Origin of the sequence: Pseudanabaena sp. PCC 7367 (assembly GCF_000317065.1) — a bacterium.
Taxonomy (GTDB): Bacteria; Cyanobacteriota; Cyanobacteriia; order Pseudanabaenales; family Pseudanabaenaceae; genus Thalassoporum; species Thalassoporum mexicanum.
Genome location: NC_019701.1, coordinates 1,781,034 through 1,798,729, shown reverse-complemented (window position 1 = coordinate 1,798,729; position 17,696 = coordinate 1,781,034). Strand labels below are relative to the sequence as shown.

Below are 17,696 nucleotides of genomic sequence, written 5' to 3'. Positions count from 1 at the left end.
TGATATGGATGATTAAGATTAGTTTCTCAACTTCCATCCTAACCCCAATTTAAGCTTTCTATAATGGCGTGATATTGCCAGATCTAACCCAGCCTTCTTCGCTGGTGCTGTCCTGGCGAATATAAATCCATTCGAGATCGTCACTTTCTTTTAAAATTGACACCGTGGCATTGTAATCAGCGCCACCAACACGCCCGCTGCCCTGGGTTGGCTCTGCTCGTAATACCAATCCAATACCAGCATTGACGGTGCCCTGATACAGGACTTTTTCCTCTGGCGTGGCAGATGCTTGGGGCTGTGGTGGGTCGGGGCTAACAATTTCTACGATCGGGCTTTCAACTGTTGGTGCTGGGGCATTGTCATTGGAAAAAACAGGTTTTGCGGGAATAGCGCGATAGGGAATGACCACATAACGCCAAGTAGCCATGCCGATCGCGGCGATGACACCAATGCTGAAGGCTAGGCTAATACCAGATTTGGCAACTTCGGGGATTCTCATTGCTAGTTTGTGATTGCACCAATAATTCTAGGATCTAAATAAATTGATTGAATAATTGAACGAAAGTAAAAACAAAAAAACTTGAATCAGGAGGTTAAATATTGGCGTTGCGTCTCAAATCAAATCTAAGATTAACTGCCCTGAATCAGGTAAGGCCTAATTATTGAATCGATCGATTAAGTCAAGCCCAGGGCGATCGCAATTTAATATTGCTATCGGTGTTGTATTGTAATCGCTTTGTCAAGCTCCTTAAAGGAACTTTAATGAATTTGTGTGCAATCGCGGTAGATTGAGGCCGGGATTATGCTTACATCGTCAATGAACTAATGAACTTAAAAGCTCAGAGAATTTGCTGAGGGACTGGGTTTAAGCTTTAACTTTTTGATCAAAAATAAAAACAAGTACGGAAAAATTATCAGCGTAATGATATTCAAAATTTTGGTTGTTTTACATGCCCTTGGAGCCACAGTTTGGGCTGGTGGGCATTTAGTGTTAGCGATCGCCGTCTTACCAAAAGCCTTGAACCAACAAGACCCCGATCTAATTAAAAACTTTGAAGAGAATTTTGAAACGATGGGATTGGTGGCATTGGCGATCCAGGTACTTACAGGCATTGGTTTAGCTTGGATCTACTTACCTGGTGTTCAGGATTTATTGAAATTCGAGTCTTTTTTATCTACATACATAGCAATTAAATTGGGGCTACTACTTGCCACGATCGCCCTGGCTGTCCATGCTCGTTTCTGGATTATGCCCAGATTATCCAAACAGAATCTGACTGCTTTAGGTTTACATATCGCTGCCGTGGCTACCCTGGCCGTTGCGTTTGTAATTGTGGGGGCTGGTATTCGATTGGGTGGGTTGACTTAATACTTAATCAGAATACTTAATCAGAACTGGTTCATATTAGAGCTAGCCCATAATTGGCAACTTAGGGTAGAAGTGCAAATTTTTAATCAATAGTAATCTTTTAATCAGAAGTGCAAATTGTAAGTATTTATATATATGGGCTAGTTGATGCTACGCAATGGTGACGATCGCCGAATTTGTCAAATATCTAGTCCATCGGATCAATTATTAATTTATCGACTATGGCCAATGTGGCATTACCAAGAAGGCAAAGCCTAGTCAGGCGAGTATTAGCAGGTCTTTTTACCAGCATTATTTTACTGACCACGGCGGCAGTGTTACTGCTGTTTCATGTGCATCAGGGCACACCGGAGTTTCAGCAGGTGGCCACCTGGATCGCTGTGGCAGCCCTATTAATGGGGTTGGGAGCAGGTATATTTGTGGGTTTGTCGATCGTGCGGAGTATTCAACCTACTCTGGCGGAGTTGTCACGGGTGGCAGAAGCTTTGACTGCGGGTGATTTGTCAGTGCGCTCCACCGTTGAACGTAATGACGAACTGGGTGAGTTTGCCACGGTCTTTAACCGCATGGCCACCCAATTAGAGGCTAAGACTGCCAAACTAGAAGCGCGTGATATTCAGTTTGGTTTGCAATCATTGGATGAAGTTCTGGTCAACACTACTGATATTACGAAATTGATTCGTGGCAGCTTAGAAAAGGTTTGTCAGCTAACCCATGCCCAACTCGGTAGTATTTATTTGTGGCATGGCGATCGCCTGTTGCTGAGTGCTGAATGGGGCAGTAATCCTAAACAAACCCCCACCACGATCCATTTGGGTGAAGGCTTGGTGGGGCAGGCAGCGAAATCCGGTGAGACTATTATCTGGGAAGGTAATGAGCTAACCGGCCAACCCTTGGTATATAAAACGCCCGCTGGCGATCTGCTGCCGCAAAGTCTTTCCGCTTGGCCGCTGGTACTCAAAAAAAATCTCGTCGGGGTGCTGTTTTTAGGTAGCCTCACACCCCTTACGGCTCAAAATCGCAACTTTCTAAAATCCGTCGATCGCCGCTTGGCCACAGCAGTGAGCAATGCCCAGAGTGTGCAGACGATCGCCATGCAGCGCGAAGAACTGACCACTTTGTTTGAGCAATTAGCCGATGGGATTGTGCTCAGTGATCCGGCGGGGCGGATCTTAAAAATTAATTCAGCCGGCCGCGCCATGCTCTCAGTTATAGCAACAGCCGAAGGAGAAGCTAGTAGCAGTGGCCAATCGTCGCCGGTGGTGGCGAAATCAATGGCCGAAATTATTGAACAATTTGACATCCGCGATCCAGAGGCTAATCCCTTGGACTTATCTGATCTGGTCATTTTTCGAGCCATGGCCACGGGTGAAGTAACCGAGGATCAAATTGTGCTCAGACAGCCCGATGGTAGCGAAGTAATTCTTAGCACCAAAGCAGCACCCCTGGTGGGGATGGGTGCTGAGCTAATTGGTAGTGTGATGATTCTGCGCGATGTCACTTCCGAACGCTACCGCGAGAAGGTGATCCAGGAAACAAACCGGATCATGATCGAGCAGCAAAAACGCATGAGCATCTTGCAGCGGTTGACCAATTTGATTAACCAGCAATTGCAGGATCTCAACATTTTACTAGAATCGACCGTTGAAGCTACCTGTGATGCGATCGCCTGGGCAGAACTATGCATCCTGGCACTCTACGAAGACGATCGGCTGGTGTTTTCAGCCACCAAAGGTTTGCCAGATCAGTTTGCTACCGATGCTAACTTCAGCCTGGAGCAAGATAATTTATTGCTCAGGGTCTTCAAAGAAGGCATCCCCGAAGAAATTAGATCCGGAGAAGCTAGCCTCGTGGATAATCTAGCGGTCAAGAGTGCGTTGTGTGTGCCAATCGAATCGAGCCGATCGGGACGACTAGGGGTGCTGGCGATCGCCAATACGGAAATTGCCGATGCGATCTCACGGGAAGATATTAATCTGTTGGCTTCGTTTGGGGTACAGGCGGCAATTGCGATCGGTAATGCCCAGTTGATCAATCAAATTGAAGCCCAAAATGCCCAATTGCTCGAAGCTACCCAGCTCAAAAGTCAGTTCTTGGCCAATATGAGCCATGAGCTACGCACGCCGATGAATGCGATCATTGGTTTTTCCCAGGTGTTACTGCGCCAGCGCCGCGATTCCCTGTCCGAGAATCAACAGGATATGCTGGAGCGGATTTTGCGTAATGGCAAAAGCTTGCTAGAACTGATTAACGATATTCTTGATCTATCTAAGATTGAGGCTGGACGAATGGAGGCCAGTCCGGAGTTTTTCCACCTTGACGAACTGATTCAACATACCTGCGATAGCTTGCAGCCATTGGCCAGTAATAAGGGGCTAAACTTCTTTTTTAATAATCAAATTGGTCGCTGCACCATTTACCATGATCCGGTGCGGGTGCGGCAGGTGATCACTAATCTGGTTTCCAATGCAATTAAATTTACCGATCACGGTGATGTGAAGGTGGTTTTGCACTATAGCCAACCGGAGCCGATCGCCAATAGTGAAGACGATCGGGATGGCCAATTCATTCACCAAAGCTCGGTTGAGTTAGACCATATCGAACATTTGAACCAGGCTGATAGTAATAAGCTCGATCGGCAACCGCCTGTGATCATTGATGTGTGTGATACGGGGATTGGTATTGATGCTGAACACCAACGCACTATTTTTGAACAGTTCCGCCAGGTTGATCAATCCTCCACTCGCAGGCACGGCGGTACTGGTCTGGGCTTGGCGATTACTGAACAACTGGTACATATGATGGGCGGCGAGATTAGCTTAGCTAGCACTCCTGGCCAGGGATCGACGTTTACGGTGGAGTTGCCCAGCCGCTATAAGCAGCCTTTTACTACTGTTTAATTGTGATTAAGTGCGATCGTAAATCTGGGAGATTTGCAAAGCTAGATCATTTCTGATCTTTTTGCTTGCTCACTGCATAACCAGCACCAAAGCCACCAATAGCGCCTATGCCGACATCAATAATTTTGGCAGAAAGCTCCTTATCTTTGGTAATCCCTGCATACCCGAAGGTCATAGCAATAAGCACAATCACAGCACCTATGGTAAGTCTTTTAGTGTTCTCACCCCTTTTATCCGTTTCCGCCTGCAATTCTACTTCTTTTGCACCATTGTTAATAATCTGACTAATGTGCTCTTTGTCTACTTTACGAGCAATAGGTGACTCATAAGGCTGATTTGAAATTGTAAGCCCCATAAGCTGTCTAACTTTTTAGGTAACTCACTCTCTACTTGTCTCTGAATTACTTCGGGTACAGCTACTACTTCGTTCTCTTCATCGCTCGAATCTTTATTTGGGTTAGTTTCCTGTTCTTCTGATTTATCAGACATTAAAAATCTCCAAGTACGTCCTTAAACCTTTTGTTGATTTCTTTGTTTAACCTTCTTTCTACTTCGGTCTCGATAAAAATAGAACATGCGTATGCTATTAGTTCTTCTAGGGCACTCTGGCTAATCTCCCCTTCTGCATATAAGTGAGAAAAGTAGTCTAAAGTGGCACGTAAGTTTTTCGTATCTAGTTTTGCAAACTTTGTATTTTCGTAGGGCTTCAAATACGAATATTTCTGAGCATAGGCCTTCTTCAAAGCCATATTCAAAACTATCTCTTTTAAAGTATTAGAAGTAGTTTGTTTAGGAATCACAGTGTTTTCCTCAGCCATAATCAACAAGGCCAAATATTACTAGGATAAATAAACTTATAGGTTAATAGCAATTTATCTTTAAAAACATTATACTTGATTTTAGATATATTTTATATTAGCGGGAACTTGAAATAGCGCCCTAATTTAAGTATTGTCGAGAAAGAAAATCAATCAGGAAATAAGTCAATGCCAGCCTTTCAGCAGAGTTTAGCCATAGCATTAGTCAGCACGATCGCCACTTTGAACCTCAGCAACGCCGCGATCGCCAGAGAGATTGAGAGACAAAATATAGGCGATCGCCCCGCCCAACCTGAATTAATTGCCCAGCTCGGCCATAACTACTGCCGTAGTAGCGAGAGTATGTTTGTGGCGGCTGAGACCGATAACTATTTTATAAATATTTGCGGTGGCGATCTGCCCAGTCATTATGTTGGTGTGCAGAAAAGCAATACCCGCAATAGTATTCGGGTGCCATTAAGTGATTATCAAATGAATGGCGATTACTTTGAAGCTGTTAATGGCGATGTGGTCTATATTCTGTCCCGTACAATCAGGGGTGATTATTTGACTGTTACCCAGGGTGGTCGTGAAATTCTGCGCGAGGTAGCTTACTGGTAAAGCCTAAGAGCAACCCTCCACATAGCCAACTTCTGGCAATCGCCCCGCCCGCATTGCTGTAACGCCCAGGCCATCGGTTTCAAACTCAAGTCGATAATTCTGCTTGCTGGCCGCCTGAGGTTGCCAGGTCATATATTTACCACCAGTGCTAGCTGTATATTTGTGGGGTTCCACGGCAATATCTGAATAAGCCAGTTTAACTGCTTCTTCGGTGCTGTTGATGCCAATGCCGCGAGTAGTTTTAATCTTGCTACCACGGGGAATATCAATTCTGGCAATGCGATCGTCTACCACCATGAATAATACTTCGGTGGGCAAGGTTTGGGCAATTACAAAATAGCAATCCTGATTAGGATCATTGACTGCTTTTAGTAAAGTAGTTTTGGCAGCAGCTTCTGCTTCGGGCAAGGTCATGCCGATTTGTACATTGCCAATCCGATCGGCAGCTAGCTGAGCTGAAGCGGTCAGCACATTGAAATCCTCAGGGGATTTAGTGATCTCGGCCAATTGCTCACAATCGATCCGATCGAAAATTTGTCGCCCTGTGCTCAACGATTCAGTAGAAATCGTCCAGGTTTCCTGACTGTTTTGGGTATCTAGTTCAATGTTGGTGGTAATGTCCAGGGGTAGCTGATTACCATCTAACTTACCGTTGAGAATTTGTTCATAGGCAGTGTAATAGCCCAGTTCTTCATTGTGGACAGTTGCATTGACTGTTCCACTGACAAAATTGTCGGCCATCAGATCAATTTGGGCCGTAGCAGACAGGTTCTCATTTTCCGCCCCAAAGCAATATTGGCCTGGGGTGAGGGTTTCTGGCTGGTTGCCTGATGCTGATTGTGCTGGTGTTGGTGTGGCATCGGTGGCAACCTCGATCGATTGTTGGGCATCATTTGCACTGGTGTTACTGGGATTCGATTGATCGGTGGTGCAGCTAATCGCCAGGGCAGCGATCGGTGGCAATAGGCAAAGTATGGTGGCGGCGCGGTTTGGCATTCTAGTTAAGCAATGGTTATGGGCAAGTTCGATCGCTGGGTTGTTTGTTGAGGATTAGGGCATTCAAGCTGATCCCTAAACTATATTTGGCTGGCTGATTTGGGCGATCGTTTGGGATGAACGACCAAGGGCTGACAAAGTAGAGACTAAAAAATGGCCTAATTTGTTGCCAGATTAGTGAATAATTAACGCGATCGCCTCAGGATTATTAGCTAGTTGTGCCCAGGGCTAGTAGTGATTATTTCTGATCATTCCCAAAATCGCTATGGCTACCAATGCTCCAAACATCCAAACATCCAAACATCCAAACACTGCAAATACACTACAAATATTTAGTCCAGGTGGGCAGAATTTCGGGCGAGCCATACCAGATTTGATTGGGCTTGGGGGAATGAATCACCCCATCGATCGTAATGTTTTCTGCACCTTCCAGATGTGCTGCCAGAATTGGCGTAATGCCATCACCCCACGTGTTACCCTCACCGCAGGTTAGCTCATAACTATTATAAGGAATCCAGGTGGCTAGTTTTTTCTCGCCATAGATCGCTTTCCCCGCCACACAAATATATTCAATCTCGCCATAGTGGGCACCGGGATAGTTATTGTTCACAAAATCCAGATTGCTGCGGGTCCATTTTTCCTGGCTCAGGTGAGGGGTGCCCAGGGTAACTAGCTTTTTTACCAATGGTTTGCCATCCCAGACTTTCTCCTTGTAGGGTTTTTCGCCTAAATAGATCCGAGCCAGCCAGCCCCCGGCGGAATGTCCAATCAGGTTTACTTGTTCGGTTTGGAATTGTGACATGGCTTGTTTAATTGTGTCGTCAATCCGCTGCAAAATTGGCGCAACCGATCGCCCACCGATTGTAGGTAGCCATTCCCACCATTTCAGGGGCACCACGATCGTTTTGAATCCTTGTTGATTCAAGAGCTGTTCTAAGCCTCGGTAGGGCTCGGCTCCAGCCATATAGCCAGGGATGATGATGTTGGGCAAACACATGGATTTTTGTTCAGGATCGCTGAGGAATCGAATCTTTGGGTGGTACAGGAATTAACAACTAACTAATTAGTCATGAATTATTAACCTTGTTGATCTAGTCTAGCGAATTTAGCTGATCTGTTGGCTGGTGGTGGTTGGTAGTTATCCCTACTTCACACCAATTGATTTCCATGGCTGAGACATACTAAGCAAATTTAGTTTCCTATTTTAGTGATCGTGTTAAGTAAGAGTAAAAAAATAACCCGCTAATTAGCAGAGGGTTCGATCTTTCTTTCTTTTATTTCCATTATTTCCATTATTTCCATAAAAGACTGATGCAGTTCTAAAACAGTTAATCCTAATTGGATAGCCGATCGATCGCCACAATGCTATTTTAGCTAGATGCCTAACCTATCAAACTGCTATTTAATGGCTATTGATTCTTGAATAAATTCGTTACCAGCAGTTGCCGATCAAAAGCGATGACAGATAAGCAGGAAAATCGATCGACTAGTGGCCTCATCGATCCTAGCGACACATTAAATAGCAATAAATTAAATAATGAAAACCCTGGGCAATTGATGCAATCAGCGCAGTCATTGCAATCAGTGCGATCGCATACCTGGCAATGGCGTGGCCATAATATTTTCTATCAATCTGCAATTAATCCAACCGAGCAGGGCAACTCGCCAAATAAACCAGCCTTGGTTTTGATTCATGGTTTCGGTGCTTCGTCGGGGCACTGGCGCAAGAATATGCCTGAGTTGTCGGCAGTGAGCAATGTTTATGCGATCGACCTGGTTGGTTTTGGTGCTTCCGATAAGCCAGTTCCACCGCAGCAAATTGAATATACCTTTGAAACCTGGGGCGCACAGATCGTTGATTTTTGCCGTGAAGTGGTTGGTGCTGATATTGGTAATGAGGCGATCTTAGTTGGTAATTCGATCGGTGCGGTGGTAGCGATGCAGGCGGCGATCCTGGCTCCAGAAATGGTTAAAAAGACCGTATTGCTGAATTGCTCGTTGCGATTGTTGCAAGAAAGCAAACAACTTAGCTTGCCCTGGTATCGCCGGACTGGTGCTAGGTTGATGCAGCGAGTGCTTAGCAATCGTGCGATCGCTAAACTCTTCTTTGATCTAGTGCGTAGGCCACAAACAGTGCGCAAAATTTTACTCCAGGCCTATATCAATCCAGCGGCAGTCGATCAAGAACTACTTGATATTCTGCTTGCCCCAGCCCAAGACCCCAACGCGGTAGATGTGTTTATGGCATTTGTGAACTATTCCCAAGGGCCAACCCCTGAAGAATTGCTGGCCAAATTACCCTGTGAAGCGATCGTGTTGTGGGGGGAGCAAGACCCCTGGGAGCCGATCGAGTTGGGGCGGGAATTTCAAGATTTTGACTGTGTGCAGGAATTTATCACCCTGCCGGGGGTGGGGCATTGCCCGCAGGATGAAGCGCCTGAGTTAGTAAATCCAATTTTGCAGCGGATTGCGATCGAGTCGGTCTAGCTTTTTTATATCTGATCACATCTGATCACATAAAAAAATCCGATCGAATCTGGCCAACGTATTTAGATTTGATTGCTGACATCTAATATTTTCTGATCTATTAATTCTAGTTAATGGGCAAGATCAATCTAAAATTTTGCTTGCGACTGGATGCCAATCAACACATGTGATCTAGATCACTAAGCCTGGTGATGGCGATCGCTGTGCAAAATAATGCTGGGATCGCAGCATAGAATCAGCTTGTCATGTTTGTTAAAGCTTAGCGTTGACAAAACTGATAATATCTGTTGCAGTTATGATCCCAGAGGAATAGCGGAAATAATATTTCCAGGCTCAGATTAGCTAATCTTTAGGTAGGACGATCTGGGTAATCTGAATTGATCGACCATAGCCATAAGCTAGAAAAAGTCTGACTTGCTTTAAATAAGCCCAATTAGCTAAGCACGATCAGCAAATTTATCTACTTTTGGTGGTTACAATAGCTACCAATTTGTGTTGCAATCATAAACTTAATGGCAGGTTTAACTTTTCTTAACCTGCTCTTAACTCAGGGGTTCTAGTATCAGATCGACAATTGCAAAATTCTGTCAATCTATAACGGATACCTCATGATTTCTAGAATTTCTAAGTACCGCGCTGGTTTGCTAGGTCTAGCAGCAACAGCCTTAGTGATCGCTTCTTGCGGTGGTGGCACTCCAACTGCGGATACTACTGCCGACACATCTACCGCCCCAACTGCGGATACCGCTGCTGACACTACCTCTGGCTCCGAGCTAAGTGGTGAAGTAATCATTGATGGTTCCAGCACCGTAGCGCCAATTAGTAAAGCCGTAGCCGAAGAATTTGCGGCGGTTAATCCTGGTGTAAAGGTTCCGGTTGGTACCAGTGGTTCTGGTGGTGGCTTCAAGAAGTTCTGCGCTGGTGATACCGATATCTCCAATGCTTCTCGACCAATTAAAGATAAAGAAATTGAAGTTTGCAATCAAGCTGGAATAGAGTTTATTGAATTGCCAGTGGCGATCGATGGTTTGACAGTTGTAGTCAACCAGGAAAATGAATGGGCTTCTTGCCTGACCCCAGATGACTTGAAGAAAATTTGGGAGCCTGATGCAGACGGAACGGTAACTACCTGGGCAGATGTCCGCGATGGTTTCCCTGACGAGCCGCTCATTCTATATGCACCTGGTGCTGATTCAGGTACGTTTGATTACTTCACCGAAGCGATCGTGGGCGAAGAGGACGCTAGCCGCACCGATTACCAACCCAGTGAAGATGACAACATCATCGTTCAGGGTGTGCTAGGTGATACTGGTGCAATGGGCTACTTCGGCGTTGCCTACTACGAAGAAAATGCTGACTCCCTCAAGGCCGTTGCGATCGATAATGGTAGTGGTTGTGTAGCGCCTACCGCCGAAAATATCAATACCGGTAAGTATGCGCCCTTGTCTCGTCCTTTGTTTGTTTACGTGAACAAGGCTTCTTTGGAGAAACCAGAAGTTAAGGCTTTTGTTGATTTCTATATCGAGAACAAGTCTGACCTGGTGCGCGAAGTTGGCTATGTAGACATGCCTGAAGCTACTGTGGCCAAGATCAAAGCCCGCGTTAATGAAGGTAAAACTGGTAGCACTTTCTCTGGTGCGGAAACCGGTGTTTCGATCGATGAGTTGCTAGATCAGGATCTATAGGCATATCTATAGGGATTTAGATTTATCGAGCTATTGTCTTGCTTATTCGGTCAATAGGTTGAATCATAAAGTGGGGTGAGTTTCTTGCTCCCCCACGATCGTTATTCAATGCTTAAGGATACGCACTTCATTTATTTAACTTATTTAACTAACCTAATTAATCAGGTCAGAATAGTTAATTGAGATTCACCAAATTCGTCATACTTTTGCTTGAGGCGATCGGCCGGATCTCAATCATCAAACAATCTATTATTTTTATTTTTTTTTAAGCAGAGCTAGTAACCAATTGGAGATTTACTAGGATATGGCGATCGCATCAGCAGCCCCTCGCAATATTGATCCTGAAAATTTAAAAAAGCGCAGCAATCGCAACTTGCCAGAACGAATTGTCACTGTCATCTTATTTACTTGCGCCTCAATTTCGGTTTTTACTACCATTTTTATTGTGGTGATTCTGGCCAGTGAAACAATTCAATTTTTCAGCCAGCCGATCGTCAGTCTGGGTGAATATCTCTTCGGTGCAACCAACTCAGCCGGAGAATATACCTGCTCATGGACACCGCAATTCTCTGGTGCTCAAAAGCATTTTTGTATCTGGCCGACGATCGCTGGTACTTTTCTGGTTTCCGTCATTGCGATGTTTGTAGCAATCCCGATTGGTCTGGCTACGTCTGCTTATTTGAGTGAATATGCTACTCCCAAAGTGGGCAAGATCTTGCGTCCGCTGGTGGAGTTGCTAGCTGGTGTGCCCACGGTTGTATATGGTTACTTTGCCCTATTATTTATCACGCCTATTTTGAGAGCGGTGATTCCTGGTGCTCAGCAATTTAATGCGCTCAGTGCTGGGTTGGTGATGGGTTTCATGATTGTGCCCACCGTTGCTTCAATCAGTACCGATGCAATGCGTTCTGTGCCTCAAGCGCTTCGTGATGCCGCCTATGGCATAGGAGCAACCAAGCAAGAGGTAACCACTAAGGTGGTTTTCCCGGCAGCCCTGTCGGGGATCGCGGCAGCAATTATTCTGGGTATCTCCAGGGCCGTAGGTGAAACAATGATTGTCTCGATCGCTGCTGGCCAAAAACCCACCCTCACGCTCAATCCATTGGAAACGATCGGCACTATGACCGCCTACATTACCCAGGTGACTAAGGGTGATGCCAGGGTTGGTAGTGTTGAGTACCAAGCATTGTTTGCGGTAGGCATGACTCTATTTTTGATCACCTTGGGCTTGAATTTAATTAGCAAGGTGGTAAGTTCGCGTCTGCAGGAGAAATACGATTAAGATGGCAACTACTACTGATCCATTTTCCAGCATTACGGAAACAAATTTTGAGCCTAAGCTTGGTGCTAGGCAGCGTTGGGGCAAGATTTTTAAATATATCTGCCTAGCCGCAACCATGACTGGACTGTTGCTGCTGTTGGTTCTTGTGGTAGATGTGTTGATTGACGCACTACCTCGGTTAGATCTGCGTTTATTTACGCAACAGCCTTCCTTTCGACCTGCAAATGCTGGTTTTCGCAATGCGATCATTGGCTCCATCACAATGATGGTGGCGATGATCCTGGTAACTGTGCCGATCGGAGTTTGTTCGGCTGTCTATCTAGAAGAATATGCGCCCAAGAATTGGCTAACTAGCTTTATTGAGCTGAATATTTATAACCTGGCTGCAGTCCCTTCGATTGTCTATGGTTTGCTGGGTCTGGGTTTGTTTGTGCGGGCTTTGTATGATGGCAGGCCGGTCATGGTGACGGCGATTTTTACCCTGGGGTTATTAGTTCTCTCGCCGATTATTGTAGTAGCGCGCGAATCGATCAGGGCGGTACCAAATTCGATTCGTTTGGCTTCCTATGGTGTGGGCGCAACCAAATTGCAGACCATCTGGCATCATGTTTTGCCCTCTGCTTTGCCTGGTATCTTGACCGGTGTGATTATTTCGGTGTCGCGTGGTGTGGGTGAAACTGCGCCGATCGTGGTGCTGGGGATTGGTGCAGTGCAGTCCGATCCTTATGTTTCACCACTCAACTTTGGGGCGCTTTTCACTGGTCAGTGGGGCGATGCATTTAAGGATACAATTTGGTCAAATAATAATTTCTTCTCTGTTCTCCCTTACCAGGTATATGAATGGGTGGGTTATCCCAAGGAAGAATTTAAGATCTTGGCTTCCGCTGGTATTGTCCTGTTGCTGGTGTTGGTGTTGGGGCTCAACTCGATCGCCATTTTTCTGCGGAGCAGAGTTAAGTAGTTTAGCAGTTTCCTAAATTTACGGTTTTAAGTAATTAACATGGACGTGATGCAAGATATCCAATCAAAAGGCTCAGATGTACAAACTGCGGTCATCACCACCAAAGATGTGGCGGTCTTTTACGGCGGTCAGACCAAGGTGCCAGCGGTTTATAACGTTGATCTAGATATTTATCGCAATCAGATTACTGCCTTTATTGGTCCATCTGGTTGTGGCAAAAGTACAATTTTGCGTTGTTTCAATCGCCTGAATGACCTGATCCCTGGGGCTAGTGTGTCGGGTCGAATTGAATTTGAAGGTCAGGATCTTTACTCTGATAGTATCGACCCTGTAGCAGTGCGTCGCTATATTGGCATAGTGTTTCAACGCCCTAATCCTTTTCCCAAGTCAATTTATGAAAATATTGCCTTTGGCCCACGTATCAATGGCTATAAAGGGAATATGGATGAATTGGTGGAGCGATCGATAAAGCAGGCAGCTCTGTGGGATGAGGTCAAAGATAAGCTGAACGAAAGTGGGCTGGCTCTTTCCGGTGGTCAGCAGCAGCGACTTTGTATTGCCAGGGCGATCGCCGTTGAGCCAGAAGTAATCTTGATGGATGAACCTTGCTCGGCGCTGGATCCGATCTCAACCCTGCGGATCGAAGAATTGATGCAGGATCTCAAGCAGCAATTTACGATTATTATTGTTACCCACAATATGCAGCAAGCCTCACGGGTTTCTGATATGACTGCGTTTTACAATACGGAGCTGAACGAGCGTGGTGGTCGGACTGGCACATTGGTAGAGTTCGATCGCACTGCGAAAATTTTTAGCTCGCCATCCCAAACTGCCACTGAAGAATATATCAGCGGTAGATTTGGTTAAATTTAAATTAGTCAAATTACTGCTAGTCTGCAGACTTAACGATCGCTCAAGCATGCTTTAGTGGCTTGTGATCATCACCTGATATTTTTTTGTTGCAATATTGTCCAACATATATCTTGCTAGCAGAATCTCTAGCAAGTTACCTGTTATATTTATTTTGTCCCTACTACTGCTTTAGTTTTCAGCTATTTACTGGTGTAATCACCACATGGGCAACTACCCTACCATCATAGATTGTGGCTTGGCTAAATTCATATCGGAATCCTTGACTTTCAATGAATGCTTTTGGGTATCCCTGGGCGTCTAACATCCGGATAAAGTCATGCACTGCGGCTAAGTTCTTTAACTCAGGAATTTCACTGTCTGCTGGTTGACGACGTTTGAATATTACTGCTTCACCCTGTTGAGACAAGGGTTGCGGTTTCTCTTTGATCAGGCGCTCGATCATGTCTGCGCAAAGATAGGTAGCGCGAATATAAATCTCTTCTGCATTTCCAGCTAAAGATAGTTCGGTTTTAAAATAAACTGGTCCTGCATCTAGTTCTTTGGTCATCCGAAGCGCTGTCATTTTAGTGGTTTGATGACCGCGCACAATCAGGTTCTGGAGTGGGCTGCCTCCCCTGCCATAGGGTACATCGGTCATATGAAAACAAACACATTCATATTGGTTAACTATTTCGCTAGGAACCAACCACGACCAATGTAGAAAGAAAATATATCTAGGCGCTAAAGTGCTCACCATTGCAGGAGTTAGTTCTGCTGAATCACTAAGAAAGTGCCAATTACCAGGGAGTTTAGTAATTACTTGATCAAATACCTGGCGATTCCAGGGTTTGCTCCCTGCCACTAAATAATTAATGCTGTTCGGAGCCATAGATTTATTCCTGTTTCTGTATTTTAAGAATATAGACTTCGCCGTCGATTTCAAAAAATGCTGGATAGCGATCGTTATCTACTACTCTCAAAAGGTTGAACTGTGCTCTGATTGTTTGATTGGGATCTAGTTGACTATCTTGGGGGGTACGCCTTGCATAAAAAGTTGATCTGCCATTTTGTTTCCTACCTTGAGCCAATATCTCGGGATATTGCTGGATCCACTTTTTGCATAATCTAATTGAGACCATAGCTTGAGCCTGACGTAATTCATCGATCAATTCTGTGCCCTTTAATTCGAGCGATTCTTGTGAATAAATCTTGCCACTATCTACCTGTGCACCTGCTTCAAAAAGAGTGATCGGAATTGTTGATTTACCAGCCAGAATTTGCCAGGTCAAAGGTGACCAGCCCTTACCTTCTGGTAAATTGCTTTCATGTACTACCAAATTATGCTTATTTCTAGCCAAAATTGCCTCAGGAATTATTTTGCTAAAACTAAGGCAAAATAAAAAATCGCCCTTGGGAATTGTGGTCATTTCATGTAGCCACTCTAGATTGTGCCCTGATTGGATTAGAGATGCTACTAATTCAGGGATATAGTCATTGATCCAGCTATTTTGATCAGAGATTATGGTGATCGTAAAGGGCATAATGATGGTTGTTGTTTTTAGGGTATGGTTTAATTTAGGTCGATATTTAGGTAGAGCTTGGCAACATAATTGATCGCAACCTCAAATTTTGCCCAGTATAGTCAAGTCTGGATGCAGATATATCAATTAACCGATGAATATACTAGTAGTAGCGGCACATCCTGATGATGAGATGCTTGGTTGTGGCGGCACGATCGCTAGACACACCCGGGTCGGTGACCAGGTACATATCCTAATTTTGGCAGAGGGTGCGACCAGTCGAGATCCGCAGCGGTTTGTTGCTAAGCGTCAGGAAGAAATGTCGGCCTTAGCGACCGCTGCCCAGCAAGCCCGTCAGATTGTTGGGGCCCATTCTACGCAACTCCATGATTTCCCCGATAACCGCCTTGATCATTGCGATCGCTTAGATGTAGTGAAGGTGGTAGAGCAAAAAATTGATCAAATCCAACCAGAACTGATTTATACCCATCACGGCGGCGATCTCAATATTGACCATCAGTATGCTTATCAAGCCGTAATCACGGCGGCTCGGCCATTGCCCCGTGGGGTGGTGAAAACAATCCTTTGTTTTGAAGTAGCTTCTAGCACTGAGTGGCAAGTACCACCAAGTTTTCTGCCCAATTGGTATGTGGATATTACCGAGACGCTGGATACTAAATTAGCTGCTCTGGTGGCTTATCATATGGAAATGCGAGAGTTTCCCCATGCGCGATCGATTGATACGATTGAGCATTTAGCACGCTGGCGTGGTGCGAATGTTGGGGTGGCAGCGGCAGAAGCATTTATGTTGGCTAGGCATATTATTTAGTTGTTGGGCTTAGTGAGCAATGAGGTGAGAGAAAGCTGTAAATGCGTTTCTTAGTGCGGGTGGATGCGAGTCAAACAATTGGCACCGGGCATCTGATGCGTACTTTGGCATTGGTGCAAGCGCTCCAGCCGATCGCCGATCTGATTGTTTTTGTGGTGGTGGAACTGCTTCCAGCTCTGGAACAGCGCTTGCTAGACCAAAATTTTCAAGTAAAGCACTTGCGGGCTACGATTGGCGATTTAGAAGATAGCAAGCAAACGATCGACTTGGCTCAACAACTCCAAATCGATTGGTTAATTCTGGATGGCTATGATTTTAAGCCCACCTACCAAAGGGCGATCAAAAGTGCTGCAATCAGGTTTTTGTACTTTGATGACTATGGCCATTTATCCTACTATTGGGCGGATCTGGTGCTGAATCAGAATGTGTCGGCGGAGCCTGCCTGGTATAGCGATCGCCACCCAGATACTAAACTGCTATTGGGTAGTAATTATGCATTGCTGCGGCAAGAGTTTGCGACCTGGCAATATTGGCAGCGATCGCTGGATCTAAATATTTCCCAACTGCTAATTACCCTGGGCGGCTCTGATCCAGATAATGTGACCTTGAAAGTGGTACAAGCATTGGCAATGGTTAGGCAAACTCAATCATTGGCAGCATCGGTAGCATCGGTGCTTAAAGTAACCGTAGTGATAGGAGCCGGTTATCGCTATGCAGAGCAACTCAAACATGCGATCGCCCAGTTAACCTCCGCCCCCAGCCATAAAAATCTCAAGATTGAATTGATTCAGAATGCTACCCAAATGGCCCACTTGATTGCTAATGCCGATCTGGCAATCGCGGCGGCTGGTTCAACTTGCTGGGAGTTGGCGTTTATGGGGTTGCCGGCAATTTTGATCGTAACGGCAGAAAATCAGCGGTTGATCGCAGCTAAACTAGCTGAACTTGGCGTTAGCATTAATTTGGGTTGGCATCAACAAATTACGCCTGCACAGATAGCGATGGCGATCGATCGGCTTTGGCGTGATCCACAACAGCGATTGGTAATGAGTAAGAATGGCCAGAGGCTAATTGATGGTCAAGGTAAATCCAGGATTTTAGCCAAACTCAAGCAAATCCCTGGCTTCAGTGCGGCAAACGGCTAATTTGGAGTTGGGTCTTGATCTTAGTGAGCACTTCTTGTTGTCTAAATGGTTTAACAATGTAGTCAGAAGCACCAAACTCTATGTCTTTGTGTTGATCGGCGATATCTGCCATCGCTGTTAGGCGACAATTACCTTGGCGTCTGGATGACGATTACTTGGCATAAAAAGATGATCGCCAGCAAGGATATGAGATCGCAAGTGGAGGTAGGCGTCAACTAGAAAAAAAGAGATCAAAACGGGAAAAAAGAAAGA

Annotated in this window: 18 protein-coding genes; 10 read left to right on the top strand and 8 right to left on the bottom strand. The window is 45.3% G+C overall.

Annotated elements, in window-relative coordinates; all coding sequences use genetic code 11:
• Window positions 1-58 precede the first annotated feature (58 nt).
• Window positions 59-499, bottom strand: a complete 441-nt coding sequence (locus tag PSE7367_RS07000; protein WP_015164670.1) for an SH3 domain-containing protein — start codon at window positions 497-499, stop codon at window positions 59-61.
• Between the two features lie 423 nt (window positions 500-922).
• Between PSE7367_RS07000 and PSE7367_RS06995 the strand changes: the two genes are divergently transcribed.
• On the top strand, window positions 923-1,369 hold the full coding sequence (locus PSE7367_RS06995; protein WP_015164669.1) for a CopD family protein: 447 nt from the start codon (window positions 923-925) through the stop codon (window positions 1,367-1,369).
• A gap of 221 nt (window positions 1,370-1,590) precedes the next feature.
• A complete protein-coding gene (locus PSE7367_RS06990; RefSeq protein ID WP_015164668.1) occupies window positions 1,591-4,269 on the top strand; it encodes an ATP-binding protein in 2,679 nt (892 codons plus the stop codon).
• Window positions 4,270-4,315: 46 nt separating this feature from the next.
• Here the strand turns inward: PSE7367_RS06990 and PSE7367_RS06985 are convergent, their stop codons facing one another.
• The gene (locus PSE7367_RS06985; protein ID WP_015164667.1) at window positions 4,316-4,624 is read right to left on the bottom strand and encodes a hypothetical protein; all 309 of its coding nucleotides are present in this window, start codon (window positions 4,622-4,624) and stop codon (window positions 4,316-4,318) included.
• 133 nt (window positions 4,625-4,757) lie between these two features.
• Complete coding sequence (locus PSE7367_RS06980) at window positions 4,758-5,087, bottom strand: hypothetical protein (protein WP_015164665.1); 330 nt, start codon at window positions 5,085-5,087, stop codon at window positions 4,758-4,760.
• A gap of 168 nt (window positions 5,088-5,255) precedes the next feature.
• Here PSE7367_RS06980 and PSE7367_RS06975 point away from each other — a divergent pair, with 168 nt between their 5' ends.
• Window positions 5,256-5,687 carry a hypothetical protein gene (locus tag PSE7367_RS06975; RefSeq protein WP_015164664.1) on the top strand — a complete coding sequence of 144 codons (432 nt, stop codon included), beginning with the start codon at window positions 5,256-5,258 and terminating at the stop codon, window positions 5,685-5,687.
• 3 nt (window positions 5,688-5,690) lie between these two features.
• Here the strand turns inward: PSE7367_RS06975 and PSE7367_RS20275 are convergent, their stop codons facing one another.
• On the bottom strand, window positions 5,691-6,683 hold the full coding sequence (locus PSE7367_RS20275) for a hypothetical protein (RefSeq protein WP_015164663.1): 993 nt from the start codon (window positions 6,681-6,683) through the stop codon (window positions 5,691-5,693).
• 322 nt (window positions 6,684-7,005) lie between these two features.
• Window positions 7,006-7,680 carry an esterase/lipase family protein gene (locus tag PSE7367_RS06960; RefSeq protein WP_015164662.1) on the bottom strand — a complete coding sequence of 225 codons (675 nt, stop codon included), beginning with the start codon at window positions 7,678-7,680 and terminating at the stop codon, window positions 7,006-7,008.
• Window positions 7,681-8,141: 461 nt separating this feature from the next.
• On the opposite strand from PSE7367_RS06960, the gene PSE7367_RS06955 reads away from it, so the two are divergent.
• From PSE7367_RS06955 to pstB, 5 genes are all read left to right on the top strand, one after another.
• Window positions 8,142-9,170 (top strand): alpha/beta fold hydrolase, encoded by a 1,029-nt coding sequence (locus PSE7367_RS06955; protein WP_015164661.1) that lies wholly within the window; start codon window positions 8,142-8,144, stop codon window positions 9,168-9,170.
• Between the two features lie 608 nt (window positions 9,171-9,778).
• Window positions 9,779-10,855, top strand: coding sequence for a PstS family phosphate ABC transporter substrate-binding protein (locus PSE7367_RS06950; RefSeq protein ID WP_015164660.1), 1,077 nt, complete (start codon window positions 9,779-9,781; stop codon window positions 10,853-10,855).
• A gap of 304 nt (window positions 10,856-11,159) precedes the next feature.
• Window positions 11,160-12,137, top strand: a complete 978-nt coding sequence (pstC, locus tag PSE7367_RS06945) for a phosphate ABC transporter permease subunit PstC (protein WP_015164659.1) — start codon at window positions 11,160-11,162, stop codon at window positions 12,135-12,137.
• A 1-nt stretch (window position 12,138) separates the two neighbouring features.
• Window positions 12,139-13,098 carry a phosphate ABC transporter permease PstA gene (gene pstA, locus PSE7367_RS06940; protein ID WP_015164658.1) on the top strand — a complete coding sequence of 320 codons (960 nt, stop codon included), beginning with the start codon at window positions 12,139-12,141 and terminating at the stop codon, window positions 13,096-13,098.
• A 39-nt stretch (window positions 13,099-13,137) separates the two neighbouring features.
• Window positions 13,138-13,965: a phosphate ABC transporter ATP-binding protein PstB gene (gene pstB / locus PSE7367_RS06935; RefSeq protein WP_015164657.1), complete on the top strand. Its 828-nt coding sequence runs from the start codon at window positions 13,138-13,140 to the stop codon at window positions 13,963-13,965.
• 181 nt (window positions 13,966-14,146) lie between these two features.
• Here pstB and PSE7367_RS06930 read toward each other — a convergent pair whose 3' ends face one another.
• Window positions 14,147-14,839 (bottom strand): formyl transferase, encoded by a 693-nt coding sequence (locus PSE7367_RS06930; protein ID WP_015164656.1) that lies wholly within the window; start codon window positions 14,837-14,839, stop codon window positions 14,147-14,149.
• Window positions 14,840-14,843: 4 nt separating this feature from the next.
• Window positions 14,844-15,491, bottom strand: coding sequence for a formyltransferase family protein (locus tag PSE7367_RS06925; protein WP_015164655.1), 648 nt, complete (start codon window positions 15,489-15,491; stop codon window positions 14,844-14,846).
• Window positions 15,492-15,624: 133 nt separating this feature from the next.
• Between PSE7367_RS06925 and PSE7367_RS06920 the strand changes: the two genes are divergently transcribed.
• Both PSE7367_RS06920 and pseG read left to right on the top strand, forming a co-directional pair.
• Entirely contained in the window at window positions 15,625-16,299 is a 675-nt protein-coding gene (locus tag PSE7367_RS06920) for a PIG-L deacetylase family protein (RefSeq protein WP_015164654.1), read from the top strand.
• Window positions 16,300-16,340: 41 nt separating this feature from the next.
• Window positions 16,341-17,444 (top strand): UDP-2,4-diacetamido-2,4,6-trideoxy-beta-L-altropyranose hydrolase, encoded by a 1,104-nt coding sequence (pseG, locus tag PSE7367_RS06915; RefSeq protein ID WP_015164653.1) that lies wholly within the window; start codon window positions 16,341-16,343, stop codon window positions 17,442-17,444.
• Here the strand turns inward: pseG and PSE7367_RS22905 are convergent.
• Window positions 17,425-17,556 carry a hypothetical protein gene (locus PSE7367_RS22905; protein WP_264314174.1) on the bottom strand — a complete coding sequence of 44 codons (132 nt, stop codon included), beginning with the start codon at window positions 17,554-17,556 and terminating at the stop codon, window positions 17,425-17,427. The genes pseG and PSE7367_RS22905 overlap by 20 nt on opposite strands.
• Window positions 17,557-17,696 lie beyond the last annotated feature (140 nt).

Bases quoted from the DNA above. Each gene is read 5' to 3' on its own strand.
- PSE7367_RS07000 (WP_015164670.1), bottom strand. From the start codon at position 499: ATGAGAATCCCCGAAGTTGCCAAATCTGGTATTAGCCTAGCCTTCAGC.
- PSE7367_RS06995 (WP_015164669.1), top strand. From the start codon at position 923: ATGATATTCAAAATTTTGGTTGTTTTACATGCCCTTGGAGCCACAGTT.
- PSE7367_RS06990 (WP_015164668.1), top strand. From the start codon at position 1,591: ATGGCCAATGTGGCATTACCAAGAAGGCAAAGCCTAGTCAGGCGAGTA.
- PSE7367_RS06985 (WP_015164667.1), bottom strand. From the start codon at position 4,624: ATGGGGCTTACAATTTCAAATCAGCCTTATGAGTCACCTATTGCTCGT.
- PSE7367_RS06980 (WP_015164665.1), bottom strand. From the start codon at position 5,087: ATGGCTGAGGAAAACACTGTGATTCCTAAACAAACTACTTCTAATACT.
- PSE7367_RS06975 (WP_015164664.1), top strand. From the start codon at position 5,256: ATGCCAGCCTTTCAGCAGAGTTTAGCCATAGCATTAGTCAGCACGATC.
- PSE7367_RS20275 (WP_015164663.1), bottom strand. From the start codon at position 6,683: ATGCCAAACCGCGCCGCCACCATACTTTGCCTATTGCCACCGATCGCT.
- PSE7367_RS06960 (WP_015164662.1), bottom strand. From the start codon at position 7,680: ATGTGTTTGCCCAACATCATCATCCCTGGCTATATGGCTGGAGCCGAG.
- PSE7367_RS06955 (WP_015164661.1), top strand. From the start codon at position 8,142: ATGACAGATAAGCAGGAAAATCGATCGACTAGTGGCCTCATCGATCCT.
- PSE7367_RS06950 (WP_015164660.1), top strand. From the start codon at position 9,779: ATGATTTCTAGAATTTCTAAGTACCGCGCTGGTTTGCTAGGTCTAGCA.
- pstC (WP_015164659.1), top strand. From the start codon at position 11,160: ATGGCGATCGCATCAGCAGCCCCTCGCAATATTGATCCTGAAAATTTA.
- pstA (WP_015164658.1), top strand. From the start codon at position 12,139: ATGGCAACTACTACTGATCCATTTTCCAGCATTACGGAAACAAATTTT.
- pstB (WP_015164657.1), top strand. From the start codon at position 13,138: ATGGACGTGATGCAAGATATCCAATCAAAAGGCTCAGATGTACAAACT.
- PSE7367_RS06930 (WP_015164656.1), bottom strand. From the start codon at position 14,839: ATGGCTCCGAACAGCATTAATTATTTAGTGGCAGGGAGCAAACCCTGG.
- PSE7367_RS06925 (WP_015164655.1), bottom strand. From the start codon at position 15,491: ATGCCCTTTACGATCACCATAATCTCTGATCAAAATAGCTGGATCAAT.
- PSE7367_RS06920 (WP_015164654.1), top strand. From the start codon at position 15,625: ATGAATATACTAGTAGTAGCGGCACATCCTGATGATGAGATGCTTGGT.
- pseG (WP_015164653.1), top strand. From the start codon at position 16,341: ATGCGTTTCTTAGTGCGGGTGGATGCGAGTCAAACAATTGGCACCGGG.
- PSE7367_RS22905 (WP_264314174.1), bottom strand. From the start codon at position 17,556: ATGGCAGATATCGCCGATCAACACAAAGACATAGAGTTTGGTGCTTCT.